Raw genomic sequence first — 18,044 nt, 5'->3', positions numbered from 1 at the left:
ATGTAACTTTTCTGTAAAACACTTCCCAAAAAAGGTACAATAATTTACTATGCCTTCCGTGAAGTATAATAATACCGCCTATATGTAAAAAGGCTTACTTATAACAAGGGACTATTAAAGTGAGATTTGAACAACTTGAACAATTTGTGGCACTAGGCGTGCTGAGGCATTTTCGCCAAGCTGCAGAAAAAACCCAAATCAGCACTTCAGCGTTAACTCGCAGTATTCAGACGCTTGAAGATGAAATTGGCTATGAGCTAGTTACCCGCTCTACACGCTCAGTTAAGCTAACCAAAGAAGGTGAACTTTTCCTTGAGTACGCTAAACAAACCCTCGACAACCTTGAAGAGACCAAAAAACGTTTATTCGAATCTTTAAACGGTTGCACTAACGAAAAATTAGTTATCGGTTATACCAATAAAGCTAGCACGGTTGTTCCTGTTTCTTGCGGCCAATTTTTAGCGCAGTATCCACATGTAAAAATCGAGATGCAGTTACAAGAACAAAGCGAGCTTGTACGTAAACTGCAGTTAGGTGAAATTGATATCAGCGTATGCTCGCAAGCAATGAACAGCATTGGCAGCGATATTCATTTACCCGATCAACTCATTATTTTTGTGGCTAAGAACCACCCACTTGCCAATAAAAGCGATATCAGTAAACGCGACTTTGCTGACTACCCAATGTACAGCTGCTTTTCTCAATCAAAACAGGTTCAATCTATGCTGAATGATGCAATTGAATCTTTTGATAAAACATCAAGTATAAAAGTAGGTAGCATTGAGCAAGTAATGGATGGCCTTAAAAAGTCAAACCACATCGCAATAGCCAGTATTGAACACACAAGTATTGTCTCTTCAGACCCAGATTTACTGTTATTGAAAACCAATAAAGGTATCGCACACGAGCAGCTGGTGATCCAAACTAACCAACAAATCAATGAAAATTCTCATGTTAGTCATTTACTTGACCTCATTGAAAAAACGGCGTTAGCAAGCCAAAGCTAAAAGCTATTTTATATGCTGTTAGCCTGTAATGAATCAGGCTAGCCCCCCCCCTTTTTTTTATTGCATAAAAAGCGTGCATCGCACATTTTTTCATATACACTTACTCACCTTTTTTTGATTGTGCATATGAATGACCGCACCACTAATTTCCGACTCTTATTTAGATGCCATCGAACAGGCTGGCTATGCTGTTGTTGAAAACGCCATTGATGAAAACCTAATCGCTGATTTAATTGCTGATTGCTATCGAATTAACCCACATTTTCATACTGCTGGTATTGGCCGTTTAACCGACCAACAAATAGATAAAACCGTGCGAAAAGATAAAACTTTTTGGTTCGATAGTTCAAGCCAAGCACAAATTACCTATCTGGCGACCATGGAAGCGATAAAAACACAGTTAAACCGTAGCTTTTATTTAGGGTTATTCGACTATGAATGCCACTATGCAAAGTATCAGCAAGGTGACTTTTATAAAAAGCATTTTGATGCTTTCAAAGGCCGTTCGAATCGAATTTTCACAACGGTTTGTTACTTGAACACGCCAGAATCAGGTGGTGAATTGGTAATTTACAAGCCAAAAAGTAAAGACATTGAAATTGTCATAAAGCCTCAAGCTGGTTTGCTGGTTATGTTTGAAAGTGAGCGCTTTATGCATGAAGTATTACCGGCACACGATGTTCGCTATTCCATTGCTGGTTGGTTCAGGAAAAATGCCTCAATCAGCGGTATTATCGACCCACCAAGGTAATTAAAATGGCAGTGGCAAGGATGCTGCTAAACCAATAAAAACCACCAACCCCACATAGTGGTTATTCAAAAATGCTTTAAAGCAAGGGTCTCTCTCTCGATTATGAATAAGCGTTTGTTGATAGAGTAAAAAACCAATCGCTGCAATTAACCCTAGCCAATAAGGCAAAGCAAGGTTGTTACTCTTACCAATGTAAGCAAGAATCATAATAAACAAAACATTGAGTAAAAAGATGATATGTCTGTCATAGCTGGCAAACAATATTGCCGTTGATTTAACACCAATTTTTAAATCATCATCTCTATCAACCATGGCATACATGGTGTCATAAGCCACAGTCCATACAAGATTAGCTGTAAATAATAACCAAGCTTCTAATGGTACAGAGCCAATTGATGCCATATAGGCCATTGGAATAGCCCAGCTGAATGCAGCACCAAGCACAACTTGCGGTAATTGGGTGTAACGCTTCATAAATGGATAACAAAACGCCAGAGCTAAAGCACCAAACGACAGTAAAATGGTTGGCAATCCGAGTGTTAACACTAAACCAAACGCTACCAAGATAAGCAATACAAACAAGCTCAAAGCTTCACCACTTGATACCAAACCTGCTGCCAGCGGTCGCTGGGCTGTGCGCTTAACTGAGCCATCTATTTTACGATCGGCAAAGTCATTAATTACACAGCCGGCACTGCGCATCACAAAGACACCCAAACTAAATACCACAAAATTTAATAAGCTCGGCGTGCCAAGCTCAGCAAGCCACAGCGCCCAATAAGTTGGCCACAACAATAGTAAAGTGCCAATTGGCTTATCGGTACGCATTAACTGTTTATAGTAAGGTATATGTGCGACCTTAAGTGCAGCTAGCTTCATAGGTAAATATACGCTCCAGGTAAGAATACTTCAGCCACGAGAAAATGAGCATTAGATAAGCTAAATACACTGCGTCTTCCCCACAATGGTTGTGAAGAGTAGCCGATTTCAGCTGTTAAAGCTTGAATAGCGTGCTGCTGTGAAAACTCAGCAACTTCGATTTCAGTTCGCGATAAGCTTGGGTCTTGAAAAATAACATCGCCAAGCGGTCTTGTTCCCATACTTAGCAACTGTTGCTTTTTTAATGTATCATCCGCTGGCAACCAGCTTTGAGCATAAACCATTGGTTTACCATCACACAGAAGTAAAACTTCACGGTTTAATGCCTGACTTAAAGAAGTATTTAATAACGCTTGTTGCTCGCAGGTTAAGTCAAAAGGTGCTTCGTTTAAAACTTCAACTGAAAAAGCCTGACAATGACTTTTAAGCTTAGCCGTTAATGACCCGGCTTCAAGCAGCCAACCTTGCTGTTGTTGCGTCAAATCTGGAAATGCTGAAGCAGGCTGCCAATTTGCAGCTAGTGAAACTGGGAATGTGATCACAACGACTCATTATTTAAAAAAAACATGCAAATGATATCATCGCTGCACGTTTCGAAAAAGTCATGATTTAATCTCAAGCAAGGTTAAAAAACACAGAACAGCCTGTATCTTAGGTGAATTTGGGTATAGACTAAAAGTCATTGAAAGGGTGGAATATTCTTAACTATGAAAAAGTCATTGTTATCAATTTACTTGATAAGCATGCTGCTTGTTAGTGCAATAACAAGTTGCTCTGTGCGGGCTGAATCAAATGTTGGCTACTTTGGTTTTGAGCCTGACATCATCACCAACTACATAGGCCAAGGTAATAAAAAGCTTGGATATGTACGTATTACGGTGGATCTGATGCTTAATGATATGTCAGATATTGCTGTGGTAGAACACCACACTCCGCTATTGCGTGATGCGATTGTTGAAATACTCTCTAAAGAGCCAGAAGAAAATATTAAATCGCTTACCGGCCGCGAAGAAATCAGAAAGCGCTGTACCGAGAAGCTAAAATCACTACTAAAACAAGAAACAGGACAAGAGATTGTCCGAGAAGTGTTATTTACTAAGTATTTATATCATTAATTGTAAAATGGCGGCATTAGCCGCCATTTTTATATCAATCCGCTTAATTAAGTAGTCTATTTTGAGGCAATAAAACCTCGTTGATAACAAGGCAAAAATTTCGTTATTTAGTTGTTCTAAATGAGAAATTTTTAACGCAGTTAGCGACAGGTTTAATCCCTCAAAATGATTAAGTATTATTGCGGGTTGGTATTATTTACGCGATAGCAGCTTGTCAGACACGGCGTAAGCCATTCCAGCTAATAACCCCGCCAAATGTGCCCAATTAGCCATACTCACGGGCAACAATTCAACAAAGCCTAAAATAAGCCAAACCAGCATAAAACCGACGATGCTATTACTTACTAATGACGGCTCTGATGGCCTCATTACGCTGTAAATCCAACAAAAACCCAGTAAGCCATAAACAACGCCACTTAAACCACCAAAGTTCGGCCCTACAACTAAAAACTGTGCCCAGTTACTAATGAATGCAGTAACTAAAAATAAACCAACTAAAGTTAACTTACCGCTACGTTTTTCTATATCGTTACCCAGTGTCATCCACCAGATCAAATTAAAAATAAGATGGATAGCGCTAAAATGCACAATGGCAGGTGTAAACCAAGTTAGGGGCTGTGCAGGATTAAACTGCAACATACTATAAATAGTTTCAAAACCACCTAATAAGAAGGCTACAAATATAACAATCGACACTAATGTAACAGTACGATTTAGCCAACTTAATGCTTTAAAGCGAGCTTTTAAGTTAAGTGACTGACCTTGATATAATAGTGGCGATTGAGTGCTTCCTACCTGCCATGAAGCTTGCTGGTATTTTTCGTCATGTGGATTAGCAGCAAACTCCTGCCAAAGTGGTTGAGCTTGATGAAAGTGCTCTGGGGCAACACAAATAATCACGGTTTGACCATCTTGTGAGCGCAACTCGCCATGTAACCCCTTACTTTTGATGTAATCTATAAAGCCTTGTGCGGCGCGAGGATTATTTATGCTGCCCAACTCAATCATCGTTCAATATGCTCCGGAAGTTGTGTCTGCCAAGCAGTAAAACCACCATCCATACTGTAAACGTCTTCAAACCCCTGCTCTACTAAGTAGCTCGCAGCACCTTGAGAGCTCACACCATGATAACAAACGATGATAATTGGCTGATCAAACTCTTTATGCATCATAAAATCACTGATGTTGGCATTTGATAAATGCTCAGCGCCTGGAATATGCCCAGTTTGAAATGAGTTAGGATCGCGAATATCAGCAATCACAACATATTCTTTATCTAACAGGGCAAAAGTTTCGCTCACTGAAATATGTTTATACGACATAGTACTCTCTAAACTAAAAAGGCGGCCAAAGCCGCCTTATCAAACAACTTGGTATCAATCCCAGTTAAGGATCACTTTACCTGATTGGCCTGAAATCATTGTATCAAAGCCAGCTTGGAAGTCATCCACAGAGAACTGGTGAGTGATAATTGGCTTCAGATCAAGACCTGATTGGATTAAGCTCGCCATCTTGTACCAAGTTTCAAACATTTCACGGCCGTAAATACCTTTAATGATTAGACCTTTGAAAATAACTTGGTTCCAATCAACCGCCATATCTGAAGGTGGAATACCTAGCATAGCGATTTTACCACCGTGATTCATGTTGTTTAACATGCTGTTAAATGCAACTGGCACACCCGACATTTCAAGGCCAATATCAAAACCTTCTGTCATTCCTAGCTCTTTCATAACATCTTCAAGGTTATCAGTAGCCACGTTTACAGCACGGGTAGCACCCATTTTACGCGCTAAATCTAGGCGGTATTCATTTACATCAGTGATAACCACATGACGCGCACCAACATGTTTAGCAACAGCTGCAGCCATGATGCCAATTGGGCCTGCACCTGTGATTAATACGTCTTCACCCACTAAATCAAACGACAGCGCAGTGTGTACAGCATTACCGAATGGGTCAAAGATAGATGCTAACTCATCAGAAATGTTATCTGGAATTTTAAATGCGTTGAAAGCTGGGATCACAAGGTATTCAGCAAATGCGCCTTCGCGGTTAACACCCACACCAGTAGTGTTACGACATAAATGTACGCGTCCGGCACGACAGTTACGACAGTGACCACATGTGATATGTCCTTCACCAGAAACACGGTCACCTACTTGGAAACCACGTACCTCCTGGCCCATATCAACCACTTCACCTACATATTCGTGGCCAACAACCATTGGCGTAGGAATTGTATTTTGTGCCCACTCATCCCATTTATAAATATGGACATCAGTTCCACAAATTGCTGTTTTGCGGATTTTAATAAGCAGATCGTTATGGCCAACTTCAGGCTTTGGCGCATCAGTCATCCAGATCCCTGGTTCTGCTTTTAATTTAGATAATGCTTTCATGATTCACACTCAATTAAACAAAACCGAAGCAATAGCTTCGGTTTAAGAAATAAAATTAGATAACACCCATTTCTTTACCAATACGGGTAAAGGCAGCAATAGCGGTATCTAATTGCTCTTTTGTATGCGCCGCAGAAATTTGCGTACGGATACGTGCTTGGCCTTTAGGTACTACAGGGAATGAGAAACCTGTTACGTAAATACCTTCAGCAAGTAATTTGTCAGCCATGGCTGAGGCAACTTTAGCATCGCCTAACATAACAGGGATAATGGCATGGTCTTTACCTGCACAAGTAAATCCTGCAGCTTCCATTTGTTCGCGGAAATATTTTGCGTTATCCCATAGTTTTGCGCGTAACTCGCCACCATTGCTAAGCATTTCAAGTACTTTAATTGATGCTGTAACAATTGATGGTGCAAGTGAATTTGAGAAAAGATAAGGACGAGAACGTTGACGTAACCACTCTACAATCTCTTTTTTACCTGATGTGTAACCGCCCGATGCGCCACCAAGTGCTTTACCGAGCGTACCTGTAATGATATCAACGCGGTCTAGTACACCACAGTACTCAGGCGTACCTTTACCATTTTCACCAACAAAACCAACAGCGTGTGAGTCATCAACCATTACTAATGCATCATATTTATCTGCAAGGTCACAAACCGCTTCAAGATTACAAATAACACCGTCCATTGAGAAAACGCCGTCAGTTGCGATTAGTTTTGTTTTAGCACCCGCTTCATCAGCAGCAATAAGTTGCTTTTCAAGGTCGCTCATGTCGTTATTTGCGTAGCGGAAACGTTTTGCTTTACAAAGGCGCACACCATCAATAATCGAAGCATGGTTTAGAGCGTCAGAGATAATTGCATCATCTGGGCCTAAGATTGTTTCGAATAAACCTGCGTTTGCATCAAAACATGATGAGTAAAGAATAGTATCTTCTGTTTCTAAGAACTCAGAGATCTTTTGCTCTAAGGTTTTATGAATATCTTGAGTACCACAAATAAAGCGTACAGAAGCAACACCAAAACCGTGGTCGTCAAGGCCTTGTTGAGCTGCTTTAATTAACTCTGGGCTATTTGCTAAGCCAAGGTAATTATTAGCACAAAAGTTAATGACCTTATCACCAGAAGCAACCTCAATTTGAGCCTGTTGCTGTGACGTGATAACACGCTCGCTTTTGTATAAGCCTTCAGCTTTCACTTCATCAATTTGCTGCTGCAACTGATTAAAAAACGCAGATGCTCTCATCTGTAATCTCCACATATTCTTGTACCTAACCAGGAATGATTAGCATGACTTTAAATTTTGCGCCTATTGTAAAAGCTTAGGCGAACAATTGCACTGTTTGCAGTTCGTCGCACACCTTGAGGCGTGCGAAATAAAACTGGTCTTACCTGCTAAGATTGTAAAATCAAAGTAGGTAAATCAGCTAAAGACTCACATACAATATCGGCATGTTGCTCTGTTGATTCTGCATAACTTTGCCCTGAACGAACTAAAACACGCGTAGCGATATTGGCTCTCTCAGCGGCAATAAGGTCGCCAAGCTTATCACCCACCATTATACTTTGTGATGGGTCGATTTGATGTTCTTTGATAGCTTGTAAAAGCATACCCGGAGCAGGCTTTCGACAGTTACATTCTTGCAAATAGGCAGGTTCCGCTTTGGTTGGGTGATGCGGGCAAAAATACACATCAAGAATAGCAACGCCATGACGTAAAAATTCACCTTTCATCCACTCAGTGAGCTTAGAAAAATCTTGTTCTGAATAATAACCGCGACCAATACCCGACTGGTTAGTAACTATCACAATTTTATAACCCGCATCCGCAAAGGCTTTGCACGCCTCAAATACACCGGGTACAAATTCAAATTCTTGTGGTTTGTATACATAACCATGATCAATATTGACCACACCATCTCGGTCTAAAAATAAAACGTTGCTCATTACAGTTGCTCTTTGTGTATCACATAGTCAAACATCGAAATTACCTTTTCGACACTTATTTGCGCCATTAAATCAGCCCCTTTAACGCGTACTCCCCAAGGTAGCTCTTGCGCCGTTTTGCCAGTTTGTTCAAGTAAATTTTGGTGATAAACCTCAACAACATAATCTTGATACAAATAAGGTCCTGTGCGTTTTGGGTTTGAATGGGCATACAAACCTATAACAGGTGTTCCTACCGTTACAGCCATATGCGCAGGCCCAGTATCAGGAGCTAACACTAACGCCGCACGTTTCAAAACACATAGCAGTTCTTTTAGTTGGGTTTTCCCTACTAAGTTAAGCACAGGAGCAGAACTATGTGCGATAATTTGATCTGCTAGTTCGTTCTCTAAAGGCGTTGGACCGCCGGTGATAACCACCGAAAAGCCTTGTTGATAAGCATGTTCAGCAAGTGCAGCATAACGTTCGGGTAACCAGTTACGCTCTTTTTTACTTGCCGCAGGTGAGATAACAAAAATACGCCCGGTTAAACGCTCTTCACCTAATAGCGCATCGGCTGCTTGTTGGTGCTGCTCGGTAATTGGCATTTGCCATTGAGGTTTGTAATCAGGCGTACCAATAGCTTGAGCAAAGCCTTTAAAGCCTTCTAATACATGAGCCTCTGATTGCGGGGCAATACGTTTATTAATAAACAAGCTATGTAACTCTTTTGAACGAGCCCAATCAAACCCCACTTTGACTTTTGCTGGAATACAACGGGCTGCTAAATTCGCTCTTAGTGCTACTTGCATATGTAATAGCACATCAAATTTACGACCTTTGAAAGTCTCTTTTAGTTGCTGATAAGCCTGTTTACCCTGCTTTTTATCGAATACAACAAACTCAACACCAGGTAAATCGGCCAATAACATAGCCTCAACTTTACCTATCACCCAGGTAATTTTTGCCTTCGGGTGTGCCTTTTGAATTGCTTGCACTGCTGATACGGCATGACATACATCACCAATAGCCGAAAGCCTTAAAATACAAATATCTGAATAGGAGGTTGATTGAGTCACGTGCGCCCTTAGCTACAGCAAATAATATGCGATCTTAAATTAACTTGATGCTAATGCAAGCACTTATGCGAAAAGCTAAAAATACGGTAAGATAGGGCTAATTTTATTTAATCTTGAAGTTGTTATGTTCGAAACTCAGCATCTACAAAACACCACACTTTTGTGTCACCCAGCCTATAAAGATGAGCTCACGCAACAGTGGTTTGATGCCAGTTATTGGCAACAACAAGAGAAAATAGTCGGAGCTAAAAAAGGCCGCGCAACAGCGTGGTTTTTTAAGCATCAACAGCTTACAGGTGTTCTGCGCCACTATTGGCGTGGTGGTTTAGTAGGTAAGTTGCTGAGCGACCAGTATTTATATTTTGGTTTAGAGCAAACCCGTGTCTATAAAGAATTCGCGCTGATGATGCGTTTGCGTGAGCTTGGTCTAAATGTGCCACCCCCTATTGCGGCAAAAATTACCACCAGTGGCTTTATCTATCGCGGCGATATCATCACCGAGGCGGTGACAGGGGCTAAAAGTGTGTTAGATATTTTAATCAGTCGCTCTCTCAGCCAACCTGAACTCAAAGCGATTGCTGTGACTCTCAGCGAGTTTCATAATCACGGGGTATATCACGCAGACTTAAACATCAATAACATCTTATTCGATGATACAGGAAAGGTGTTTATCATCGACTTTGACCGGGGCGAAATAAAACAGCCGCACGCCAGTTGGCAAAAAGAAAACATTAAACGCCTTGCCCGTTCATTTGCAAAAGAGCAAGGCCGTAACGAAGTGATGCATTGGCATCAAAGTGATTGGCAATCACTGCTGTGTGAATACCAAGCTTTGCTGAAATAGTTATCGATTTTGGGCCAATGCTAAATAATTATCAGCAACTTGTGTTGCTGATATTTTTGATAGTATTTCTGCATCAACAACCTCTGGCTTATCGTTTAAAACAGACTCAATAGCATGAGTTAAAGCCTCGGGGTTATTTGTAGGAACTAAATACTTGGCTAAACTACCAGTTAAGATTTCTTTTGGTCCATGAGTACAGTCGGTGCTTACAACTGGCGTACCCAGTATGAGCGCCTCAATGAGAACAGTAGGTAATCCTTCATAATCGGAACTCAGTACCAAAGCGTCAGCGCCTTTAATCCAAGCATATGGATTTTGCTGAAAGCCTGGCAAAATAAGCCTATCTTCAATACCATGTTGGCGACCAAGTTTGGCGGCTTTATTAACTTTATTACATAATAAAACAAGCTTATGGGATGTATTTAAATTTGCAAATGCTGAAAATAAAACATCATGCCTTTTTTGTTTTGCTAAACGACCAACGTGAATAATATAGGGCTCACGTGGTAATCCTAACTCAGTTTCACTCGCTTTTTTGACTATGCTTTGAATATTAAACGGGTTAAAAATTGTTGTGATACTTTGGGGAGTAATCAACTTTTGCTGCTTAATTTCACTTTCAATACCTTCAGAAACACAAATTAAATTTTGTCCTGACAAGCGCTTTTTACTTTTCAGTAAATAATGATAAGCAAATGGTCCAAGTTTCTTTTGTCTATCTAACTCAGCCGTAATTGAGTTATGAATGACATAGAAAACGTGTTTAATAGTACTGCAAATTAGCAAATTATTACTACGATCTAAATTTGATAAAACGAGATCAAATTCCCCGTTTTTAGATTGGTATTGTGCAAACCAATTTTCGATACGTTGTACACTTTTTTTTAGTTGCCAGAACCTATCAACTTTTTTTGCTTTATGGTCAAACAAACACTCAACATTTAGCTGTGATGGTAAGGTATATTCAATCGAGTTCGCTAAACTAAGAATGACAACTTCATGCTGTTGAGCCAAAAGCTCGCCAGCCAGCGTCAGCATAACTTTCTCAGCCCCACCGCCAACCAAAGAATCAATAACTATGGCAACCTTCATTTAGAAATCCCAAACAATAACTCAGACACCCCTTGCAGCATTTCTTTTTTGGCATTATGCGGTTTTATTTTCCCCAAAACGTTTTTAGTTGCTTGATACGTTGCTGGTACCAATAATTGCTTAACAGCATCACTCAAACTGGCTAACGTTGGATCTGCAGCTAAGGTTAAGTTACTGTCTACACAGTTTTGCAAACGTTTCGGTTGGTCTTTTGAAATTGCTGCAGCAACCGTCGGGACTTTAAGTGAAATAGCTTGTAATAAACTGTCCCCTGCTGATAACACTGCAAATTTAGCATTTGCTAATACACCAACAAATTCACTTGCATGTAAACTTTTTAAAATGATCAGGTTATCATCTTTCGGTAGTTCATTTGGGTAGTTAGAACCAAAAACAACGATACCTTTCAAGCCTGTTTCAGTAGCTATTTTCTTGGCTGCTTGATAAAAAACATCAGCAAATAGCTGTGTTTTTTCACCGTGCCCACCTGAGCCAGCATTGACTAAAAAGTAAGCTTCATTAGTAAGATTTAATTGAGCTAACAATTGATACGTATCAGTACTTGATGACTGAGAGAAAAAAGGACCCACATTTACCGGAGGTGACAATGGGAAAAGCTTGAGCTTTAATCGCTCACTGAAGCTTATTTTTTCAATACAATAATCAGGTTGGGCAACCCAATGTCTATCTATTAAATTTAAACGATTTAGCTTTAAGCCTTTCGCTCTTTTTTTATTATGCTGTGAAATAAACACCACTTTAGCCCCTGCACGCTTTGCTGTTTTCATTTGGGCGGCTCTACCTGCACAATCAAAAACCACCAAGTTAGGCTTAAATGCTTCAATTAATTGATTAACTTTGCGCGTTTCCTTTGTCGCTGATTGCTCTATGAGTGTTGTATCAAATGGGCAATCAAGGGCGTAATTTGTATGTTTATTTAATAAAAAGTGGATGTCTAAACGATCGGGAAAACACTCATCTAAATAATGAGCAAATGATAACGAACGCATGTATTCACCTATTCCTTCAGATGATGACACGGGGATAAATAAAAGGCGTTTTTTTTCCATTACACTTTAAATTATAAAATTTGCCAGATTATACATCAAATTGAGTTCCTTTTACGATACCTAGACGAATTGCTCGTTGTGAATTATTTACTGCAATCATCATGTAGGGTTGATAGACTTCTAGTCCCAAAAAACAAACCGAGAATTAAGCATTGCCTAAAAAAACACTTTTATTACTCGCTCTCGCTAGCGCATTTAGCCTACCTCTAGCTGCTGAACCTTGGGTTAAACCAGACGATTATGGCTTACGAGCCGACATTCAATTATTAGCGGATTCAGGAGTGATTAAAGCTCCTGTAACTACATACCCGCTAATGTGGAATAGCTTTATTGATGAACTAAATAACACCACACTAGAGCAATTACCTAGTTTTGTTCAAGATGCTTTACTTCGTGTAAAGCACAGATATAAAGCCGAAAATACCGAACAGAACAATTTCCATACCGAAGTTTTTCTATCAACAGATACATTACCAGCCACGAGTTTTGGCGCCACCAACACACAAAAATCAGAAGCGACCGTCGCTTATAGTTATTTAGGTGAAAGTTTAGCTGGTAAACTAGCAGTTAATTATCGTTCTGATGGTCGAAAATGCTACTTAGAGGGCATGGACCAATCAGACATAGCTGAAGATCATCAAGCGCTTACTGATTGTGATGATATTACTTTTGACCATAGTTACCTTGCCTATAAAATTGGCAATTGGGTCTTTCGTGCAGGTGCAGTTGAACAATTCTGGGGACCTGGTGTTGACAACAGTTTAATTCTCACAGCGAATAGTAAACCTTTACAAGCTTTCAGCATTAGTCGTGAAAAAGCCACCGCTTTTGAATCAGCTTGGTTGAGTTGGATTGGCCCTTGGAGCTTAACAACTCAAATGGCTAAGCTTGAATCAACCCGAGCTGTCCCCGACGCGCTACTTTGGAGTAGCCGAGTGAACTTTCGCCCAATTCAACAACTTGAGGTAGCTCTGAGCTGGTCTGCACAATGGGGGGGGGATGGTGAGCCCCAATCTATCTCTGAATTTTTTGATATGGTTACAGGTAAAAGTACTTGTCCTGATGGTTCGCAAGACTGTACTGAAGCTGAAAAGTCAAAATTAGGCAACCAACTGGCAGGTATTGATTTACGCTGGTCAGATACTCTCTATTCATACCCGTACGCTATTTATGTAAGTACGATTGGCGAAGACGCTAGTAGCTACTTTAAACCCGCAGACAGAGCGTATTTAGCAGGTGTAGAGACAACAATTCCATTTTCAGATCAAAATATCAAAGTAAACATTGAATACATTGATACTGTGGTTTCATGCTCTGGTGATGAATCTGTGCCTGGCGCTGTGATCTCCTATAACTGCTATTACGAGCATGGTAAATACAATTCTGGTTATCGCTATCAAGGGAGAACGATTGGTTCTACATTTGATAACGACACAGAATCTCTGGTACTCACAGTGCTTGGGCAACATAGGAATGGTAACGATTGGCAAGTTAAACTGCGTCAGGTTGATTACAACAACGACAATGTAGATCTTTACCCTAGCAACCCAGATTTAGGACATACAATCACTAAAAATGCCATTGATAGCACACAATTAGAGCTGCGCTACAGAATGTTAGCATTACAAGGAAGAATCTCTTTCGGTGCTCTGGCTGCTAAAAATAAATCATTGGGGGAATCAGACACTGAAACCTCCGCATTTATGAAATATGAAATGAACTTTTAGAATCAAAAAAGCCAACAAATGTTGGCTTTTTTATTAACTTTTAATTTTGCTAATTACATTTGATGTTGAGCAACCATTAAGAAACTCAAGTACTTCGACTTTTCCGCCATGGCGTAAAACATGATCGGCACCGGCAATTTGATCGACAGTGTAATCGCCGCCTTTTACTAGTACATCAGGGCTAATTTGCTCAATAAGCTTAGCTGGCGTGTCATTTTCTTCAATGCTGCCAAATGGAATAACCCAGTCAACTGACGCCAGTGCACTTAATACCATGGCACGTTCATCCAATGGATTAATCGGTCTTTCTGGACCTTTTAAGCGAGTGATTGATTCATCATTATTTAAGCCAACAACAAGCCTATCACCACGCGCTTTAGCCTGAGCAAGGTAACGCACATGACCAGCGTGAAGAATATCAAAGCAACCATTAGTGAAAACTATTTTTTCACCATTTTGCTTAGCAAACTCAATATGCTGAAGCACATCTTCAAACGGCGTTTGGTAATGCTCGCCAGTTTGCTGTAAATATTGACCAAGCTTACGGCTTAGCTCTTCTGGCGATACGGTTGCGGCACCCAGTTTACCCACCGCAATTCCGGCAGCAAGGTTGGCAATTTCAACCGCATCTTTTGCTGCCATACCCGCACCAAGCATCACGGCAAGCGTCGCGATTACGGTATCGCCGGCGCCAGTAACATCGCTGACTTCAAGCTGCTGGGCCGCAAAATCATGTTTTTCTGCTTGGCTGATTAACGACATACCCTGCTCTGAGCGAGTTAACAACATAGCAGCGATGCCCGCTTCAGTAATTAGCTTACGTGCGCTGTCAGTCAAGTTTTGCTCAGAGTCCGTCAAACCACCAGCAAGCTTAAACTCGTTTAAGTTAGGGGTTATGTAATCAGCACCACGATATAAGCTTAAATCAGATGATTTAGGGTCGATAAGTACCGTTTTACCTGCTTTCTTTGCAACCTGAATCATTTGTTGAATTAAGCTCAAAGAGCCTTTGTTGTAATCAGAAAACAACACAAAATCGTAGTCATCTAAAACCAGCTCTAAACGGTTTAATAACAATTGGCTGTGTTGCTCAGTAAAGCTCTCTTCAAGGTCTAATCGAACAACTTGCTGATGACGGCTGATTACTCGCATTTTGGAAATAGTTGGTAAATCGCAAACACTCACTAATTGCGAATCAATTTTCTCTGAACTTAAAATTGTTTCGAGGATTTGCCCACTTTCATCTTCACCAACTAATCCTAGTAGGCCCACTCTACCATCTAAACGAGCAATATTTTTTGCTACGTTTGCTGCACCACCAGCTTTGTCTTCAAATTTACTGACTTTAACAACAGGTACTGGGGCTTCAGGCGAAATACGTCCTGAATCGCCATGCCAATATCTATCTAGCATGACATCACCAACGACCAAAATACGTGCCTTTGAAAGGTTTTTTAGTAACGCTAAATCCATTACTTTTGCTCCGCTACAACCATATCGATGGCTTCGCATAGCCAATGTCCGATGAACATATGCGCCTCTTGGATACGCGCTGTTTCATCATTTTTAATGATAATAGGTAGCTTAGCGATATCTTTTACTTTACCGCCATCTCGGCCTGTTAATGCGACTGTAAAGGCGCCGATTTCATTTGCCGCTGCCAGTGCTAGATTGATGTTAGGGCTAGTGCCAGATGTGGTTAAGCCAATCACCAAATCTTCAGGCTTACATAACGCCTGCACTTGGCGCTCAAATACAGTATCAAAGTGATAGTCGTTACTGTGAGCGGTTAAAATTGAGGTGTCTGTTGTTAATGCGATAGAAGCCAGCGGACCGCGCTCCAATTTGTAACGTACGACAAACTCAGCAGCTAAATGCTGTGCATCAGCCGCACTACCGCCATTACCAAACCAAATTACCTTACCACCTGCTTGCAAAGCGCTGTGACATACTTCAAGTAATTGCATCACTTCTGGGTGATATGTATCCATCGTTTCAAATAACATTTGATGGCGGTTCAAACTTTCTAAGTAGCTTGCTGCTACAGAATCTAATTCAGGCATGAATATCCCTCTTTGGAACAAACTTTGGCAGGAGTAATAATGTTATTATTCCACAGATTTATTTCTTTGTGTTCAGTTTATCGTACTTTTATGAATATCGACTGGATAATTACAGTTATATGTAGACTAACTATTGGCAACAGCTCGATTAGCGTTAAACTACCCTAAAACTCTATATATTAAAAATTATGGCGCGCATTTTATACTCTTTACTTTTATACCTACTAAGTCCACTGGTTATTTTTTACCTGTATGTTTTACGTGGCAAAAAGAATAAGGGTTACCGTGAGCATTTTGCTGAGCGCTTTGGTTTTTCGAATTTGTCGCATCACGATGTTGTTTTCCATTGTGCCTCTGTAGGGGAAGTGCTAGCAGCAACGCCGCTTATCAAGGCCGTTCAATCAGAAAATCCAGTGCTTACTATTTTAGTAACCTGTAATACCCCTACAGGCCGCGAACAAATAAAAAATAACTTTAAAGACTCTGTTAGCAGCTGTTATTTACCGATTGATTTTTTCTTTGCTACGCGTCGATTTTTAAAACTTATCAAGCCAAAGGTACTGTGTATTTTAGAAACTGAACTTTGGCCTAACCTTATGGCTCAAAGCAACAACACCGGCACAAAAGTTCTTGTGTTAAATGCCAGACTTTCAGCCAAATCACAGCAAGGCTACCAAAAGGTAATACCTTTAACTAAAGTGATCATGCAGTCAATTAGCGACCTTGCCAGTCATAATCAAGATGATGCCAAACGTTTTATTGAGCTTGGTTTAAAGCCTGAAAAGGCACGCGTATTTGGCTCAATTAAATTTGATATTACGCCAACAAATGAGCAATTAAATAAAGTCGCAGCACTTAAAAACAAATATAACAACGAGCGATTTATCTGGGTTGCAGGCTCCACTCACCCTGTTGAACATGAGCTTATTTTAAGTGCTCATGAAAAGCTGTTAAAAGCCTTACCCAATGCTCTTTTGATTATTGCTCCGCGTCACCCAGAGCAATTTGATAAAGTCGCAGAGATATTAAAAAGCTCAACGATGAACTTTAGTCGTCGTAGTGAAGATAACTATGACAACCAACAAGTTGTGCTAGCTGATACTTTAGGCGAGTTACAATGCTTATATGGTGTGGCAAACATCAGTTATGTTGGCGGAAGTTTAATAGAGCGAGGCGGCCATAATCCATTAGAGTCAGCTGCGTTTTCTGTTGGGGTATTAGCAGGTCCTCATACCTATAACTTTGACCATATTTATCCTGAGCTGATTAGTGCTCAAGGAGCTAAAACCGTTACCGATGAAAATCACCTTGCTGACACACTTATCGCTTTGAGTACTGATGTACAAAAGACGATTAAGCTCGGTCAGCAAGCTCAGAAATGCGTTGCTAACAATCAAGGCGCTATCAGTAAAACGGTTAATTTAATTGAGCATTACTTAGAAAAGTAAGATAGAGAAATAGAATAGAGAAAGAATGTGACTGCAAAACAAGCGATGAATCGCCCAGAAAAACAAATGCGCGAATGGGTATCAAGCGTAATCGTAAAATACAATTTCTGCCCCTTTGCCCGTAAAGAAGTTGAAAGTAATTGCATTCATTATCAAATCAGTCAGTCTATTACACTTGATGATGCAGTAATGGATATGCTTGAGCAGTGTAGCGAGTTAGATCAGCAAGCACAGCGCGAAACAACCCTTTTGATGTTTGAACAAGGCTTTAAGGACTTTGAAGAGTTCTTAGATTTAGTCGATTTAGCCAATGCGCTTTTAGCTGCGCAAGGTTATGAAGGTAAATATCAAATAGCCAACTTTCACCCTGACTATGTCTTTGCTGACAGTGATGACAGCGATGCTGCAAATTATACCAACCGTGCACCTTACCCGACACTGCATTTGATTCGTGAAGCCAGTATGAGCGAAGCGTTAGATAACTACAATGAACCAGAGTCTATTCCGGAGCAAAATATTAAACTTGCAAGGCGCAAAGGCATCGACTTTTGGCAGCAATTGTTACAAAACTGCATCGATAAACGCTAATGTTTGTCAATCGTGTAAATGTAAAAAAGCCAGCAGTGCTGGCTTTT

Annotated in this window: 19 protein-coding genes; 7 read left to right on the top strand and 12 right to left on the bottom strand. The window is 40.4% G+C overall.

Translation table 11 applies throughout. The annotated features are described in order from the left end of the window. Positions 1 to 119 precede the first annotated feature (119 nt). Complete coding sequence (locus HCZ11_RS12130) at positions 120 to 1,007, top strand: LysR family transcriptional regulator (RefSeq protein WP_130050638.1); 888 nt, start codon at positions 120 to 122, stop codon at positions 1,005 to 1,007. Positions 1,008 to 1,137: 130 nt separating this feature from the next. Then, the gene (locus HCZ11_RS12125; protein WP_130050637.1) at positions 1,138 to 1,758 is read left to right on the top strand and encodes a 2OG-Fe(II) oxygenase; all 621 of its coding nucleotides are present in this window, start codon (positions 1,138 to 1,140) and stop codon (positions 1,756 to 1,758) included. Here HCZ11_RS12125 and ubiA read toward each other — a convergent pair whose 3' ends face one another. Both ubiA and HCZ11_RS12115 read right to left on the bottom strand, forming a co-directional pair. After that, positions 1,759 to 2,637 carry a 4-hydroxybenzoate octaprenyltransferase gene (gene ubiA / locus HCZ11_RS12120; protein WP_167658527.1) on the bottom strand — a complete coding sequence of 293 codons (879 nt, stop codon included), beginning with the start codon at positions 2,635 to 2,637 and terminating at the stop codon, positions 1,759 to 1,761. After that, complete coding sequence (locus HCZ11_RS12115) at positions 2,634 to 3,179, bottom strand: chorismate lyase (protein ID WP_130050635.1); 546 nt, start codon at positions 3,177 to 3,179, stop codon at positions 2,634 to 2,636. The genes ubiA and HCZ11_RS12115 overlap by 4 nt, the downstream gene beginning before the upstream one ends. Before the next feature lie 165 nt (positions 3,180 to 3,344). On the opposite strand from HCZ11_RS12115, the gene HCZ11_RS12110 reads away from it, so the two are divergent. Further along, positions 3,345 to 3,752, top strand: coding sequence for a flagellar basal body-associated protein FliL (locus HCZ11_RS12110; RefSeq protein ID WP_130050634.1), 408 nt, complete (start codon positions 3,345 to 3,347; stop codon positions 3,750 to 3,752). Positions 3,753 to 3,944: 192 nt separating this feature from the next. Here HCZ11_RS12110 and glpG read toward each other — a convergent pair whose 3' ends face one another. From glpG to HCZ11_RS12080, 6 genes are all read right to left on the bottom strand, one after another. Further along, complete coding sequence (gene glpG / locus HCZ11_RS12105) at positions 3,945 to 4,760, bottom strand: rhomboid family intramembrane serine protease GlpG (RefSeq protein ID WP_130050633.1); 816 nt, start codon at positions 4,758 to 4,760, stop codon at positions 3,945 to 3,947. After that, a complete protein-coding gene (glpE, locus tag HCZ11_RS12100) occupies positions 4,757 to 5,074 on the bottom strand; it encodes a thiosulfate sulfurtransferase GlpE (protein ID WP_167658526.1) in 318 nt (105 codons plus the stop codon). The genes glpG and glpE overlap by 4 nt, the downstream gene beginning before the upstream one ends. 54 nt (positions 5,075 to 5,128) lie before the next feature. After that, entirely contained in the window at positions 5,129 to 6,154 is a 1,026-nt protein-coding gene (gene tdh / locus HCZ11_RS12095) for an L-threonine 3-dehydrogenase (protein WP_130050631.1), read from the bottom strand. A gap of 55 nt (positions 6,155 to 6,209) precedes the next feature. After that, the gene (locus HCZ11_RS12090; protein ID WP_054560964.1) at positions 6,210 to 7,406 is read right to left on the bottom strand and encodes a glycine C-acetyltransferase; all 1,197 of its coding nucleotides are present in this window, start codon (positions 7,404 to 7,406) and stop codon (positions 6,210 to 6,212) included. A gap of 149 nt (positions 7,407 to 7,555) precedes the next feature. Next, on the bottom strand, positions 7,556 to 8,107 hold the full coding sequence (gene gmhB, locus HCZ11_RS12085; protein WP_130050630.1) for a D-glycero-beta-D-manno-heptose 1,7-bisphosphate 7-phosphatase: 552 nt from the start codon (positions 8,105 to 8,107) through the stop codon (positions 7,556 to 7,558). Further along, positions 8,107 to 9,165, bottom strand: coding sequence for a glycosyltransferase family 9 protein (locus HCZ11_RS12080; protein WP_130050629.1), 1,059 nt, complete (start codon positions 9,163 to 9,165; stop codon positions 8,107 to 8,109). Before HCZ11_RS12080 ends, gmhB begins: the two co-directional genes overlap by 1 nt. A 124-nt stretch (positions 9,166 to 9,289) precedes the next feature. Here HCZ11_RS12080 and HCZ11_RS12075 point away from each other — a divergent pair, with 124 nt between their 5' ends. After that, complete coding sequence (locus HCZ11_RS12075) at positions 9,290 to 10,009, top strand: 3-deoxy-D-manno-octulosonic acid kinase (protein ID WP_167658525.1); 720 nt, start codon at positions 9,290 to 9,292, stop codon at positions 10,007 to 10,009. Here HCZ11_RS12075 and HCZ11_RS12070 read toward each other — a convergent pair whose 3' ends face one another. Next, on the bottom strand, positions 10,010 to 11,101 hold the full coding sequence (locus HCZ11_RS12070; RefSeq protein WP_167658524.1) for a glycosyltransferase: 1,092 nt from the start codon (positions 11,099 to 11,101) through the stop codon (positions 10,010 to 10,012). Continuing rightward, the gene (locus HCZ11_RS12065) at positions 11,098 to 12,111 is read right to left on the bottom strand and encodes a glycosyltransferase family 1 protein (protein ID WP_254869143.1); all 1,014 of its coding nucleotides are present in this window, start codon (positions 12,109 to 12,111) and stop codon (positions 11,098 to 11,100) included. Before HCZ11_RS12065 ends, HCZ11_RS12070 begins: the two co-directional genes overlap by 4 nt. A 212-nt stretch (positions 12,112 to 12,323) precedes the next feature. On the opposite strand from HCZ11_RS12065, the gene HCZ11_RS12060 reads away from it, so the two are divergent. Continuing rightward, positions 12,324 to 13,898 (top strand): capsule assembly Wzi family protein, encoded by a 1,575-nt coding sequence (locus HCZ11_RS12060; RefSeq protein WP_167658522.1) that lies wholly within the window; start codon positions 12,324 to 12,326, stop codon positions 13,896 to 13,898. A 33-nt stretch (positions 13,899 to 13,931) separates the two neighbouring features. Here the strand turns inward: HCZ11_RS12060 and hldE are convergent, their stop codons facing one another. Continuing rightward, positions 13,932 to 15,371, bottom strand: coding sequence for a bifunctional D-glycero-beta-D-manno-heptose-7-phosphate kinase/D-glycero-beta-D-manno-heptose 1-phosphate adenylyltransferase HldE (gene hldE, locus HCZ11_RS12055; RefSeq protein WP_167658521.1), 1,440 nt, complete (start codon positions 15,369 to 15,371; stop codon positions 13,932 to 13,934). Further along, positions 15,371 to 15,961, bottom strand: a complete 591-nt coding sequence (locus HCZ11_RS12050) for an SIS domain-containing protein (protein WP_058585836.1) — start codon at positions 15,959 to 15,961, stop codon at positions 15,371 to 15,373. The genes hldE and HCZ11_RS12050 overlap by 1 nt, the downstream gene beginning before the upstream one ends. 188 nt (positions 15,962 to 16,149) lie before the next feature. Here HCZ11_RS12050 and waaA point away from each other — a divergent pair, with 188 nt between their 5' ends. Then, a complete protein-coding gene (gene waaA, locus HCZ11_RS12045; protein WP_167658520.1) occupies positions 16,150 to 17,409 on the top strand; it encodes a lipid IV(A) 3-deoxy-D-manno-octulosonic acid transferase in 1,260 nt (419 codons plus the stop codon). A gap of 45 nt (positions 17,410 to 17,454) precedes the next feature. Then, a complete protein-coding gene (locus tag HCZ11_RS12040; RefSeq protein WP_167658572.1) occupies positions 17,455 to 17,997 on the top strand; it encodes a DUF1415 domain-containing protein in 543 nt (180 codons plus the stop codon). Positions 17,998 to 18,044: the final 47 nt, after the last annotated feature.

The sequence above is a fragment of the Pseudoalteromonas sp. HF66 genome (genome assembly GCF_011806445.1).
Taxonomy (GTDB): Bacteria; Pseudomonadota; Gammaproteobacteria; order Enterobacterales; family Alteromonadaceae; genus Pseudoalteromonas; species Pseudoalteromonas apostichopi.
This window is presented reverse-complemented; position numbering and strand designations above follow the sequence as displayed.

Excerpts from the sequence above, each read along its gene's own strand:
- HCZ11_RS12125 (WP_130050637.1), top strand. The coding sequence starts at position 1,138 with ATGACCGCACCACTAATTTCCGACTCTTATTTAGATGCCATCGAACAG.
- ubiA (WP_167658527.1), bottom strand. The coding sequence starts at position 2,637 with ATGAAGCTAGCTGCACTTAAGGTCGCACATATACCTTACTATAAACAG.
- HCZ11_RS12110 (WP_130050634.1), top strand. The coding sequence starts at position 3,345 with ATGAAAAAGTCATTGTTATCAATTTACTTGATAAGCATGCTGCTTGTT.
- glpG (WP_130050633.1), bottom strand. The coding sequence starts at position 4,760 with ATGATTGAGTTGGGCAGCATAAATAATCCTCGCGCCGCACAAGGCTTT.
- glpE (WP_167658526.1), bottom strand. The coding sequence starts at position 5,074 with ATGTCGTATAAACATATTTCAGTGAGCGAAACTTTTGCCCTGTTAGAT.
- tdh (WP_130050631.1), bottom strand. The coding sequence starts at position 6,154 with ATGAAAGCATTATCTAAATTAAAAGCAGAACCAGGGATCTGGATGACT.
- HCZ11_RS12090 (WP_054560964.1), bottom strand. The coding sequence starts at position 7,406 with ATGAGAGCATCTGCGTTTTTTAATCAGTTGCAGCAGCAAATTGATGAA.
- gmhB (WP_130050630.1), bottom strand. The coding sequence starts at position 8,107 with ATGAGCAACGTTTTATTTTTAGACCGAGATGGTGTGGTCAATATTGAT.
- HCZ11_RS12075 (WP_167658525.1), top strand. The coding sequence starts at position 9,290 with ATGTTCGAAACTCAGCATCTACAAAACACCACACTTTTGTGTCACCCA.
- HCZ11_RS12070 (WP_167658524.1), bottom strand. The coding sequence starts at position 11,101 with ATGAAGGTTGCCATAGTTATTGATTCTTTGGTTGGCGGTGGGGCTGAG.
- HCZ11_RS12065 (WP_254869143.1), bottom strand. The coding sequence starts at position 12,111 with ATGCGTTCGTTATCATTTGCTCATTATTTAGATGAGTGTTTTCCCGAT.
- hldE (WP_167658521.1), bottom strand. The coding sequence starts at position 15,371 with ATGGATTTAGCGTTACTAAAAAACCTTTCAAAGGCACGTATTTTGGTC.
- HCZ11_RS12050 (WP_058585836.1), bottom strand. The coding sequence starts at position 15,961 with ATGCCTGAATTAGATTCTGTAGCAGCAAGCTACTTAGAAAGTTTGAAC.
- waaA (WP_167658520.1), top strand. The coding sequence starts at position 16,150 with ATGGCGCGCATTTTATACTCTTTACTTTTATACCTACTAAGTCCACTG.
- HCZ11_RS12040 (WP_167658572.1), top strand. The coding sequence starts at position 17,455 with ATGAATCGCCCAGAAAAACAAATGCGCGAATGGGTATCAAGCGTAATC.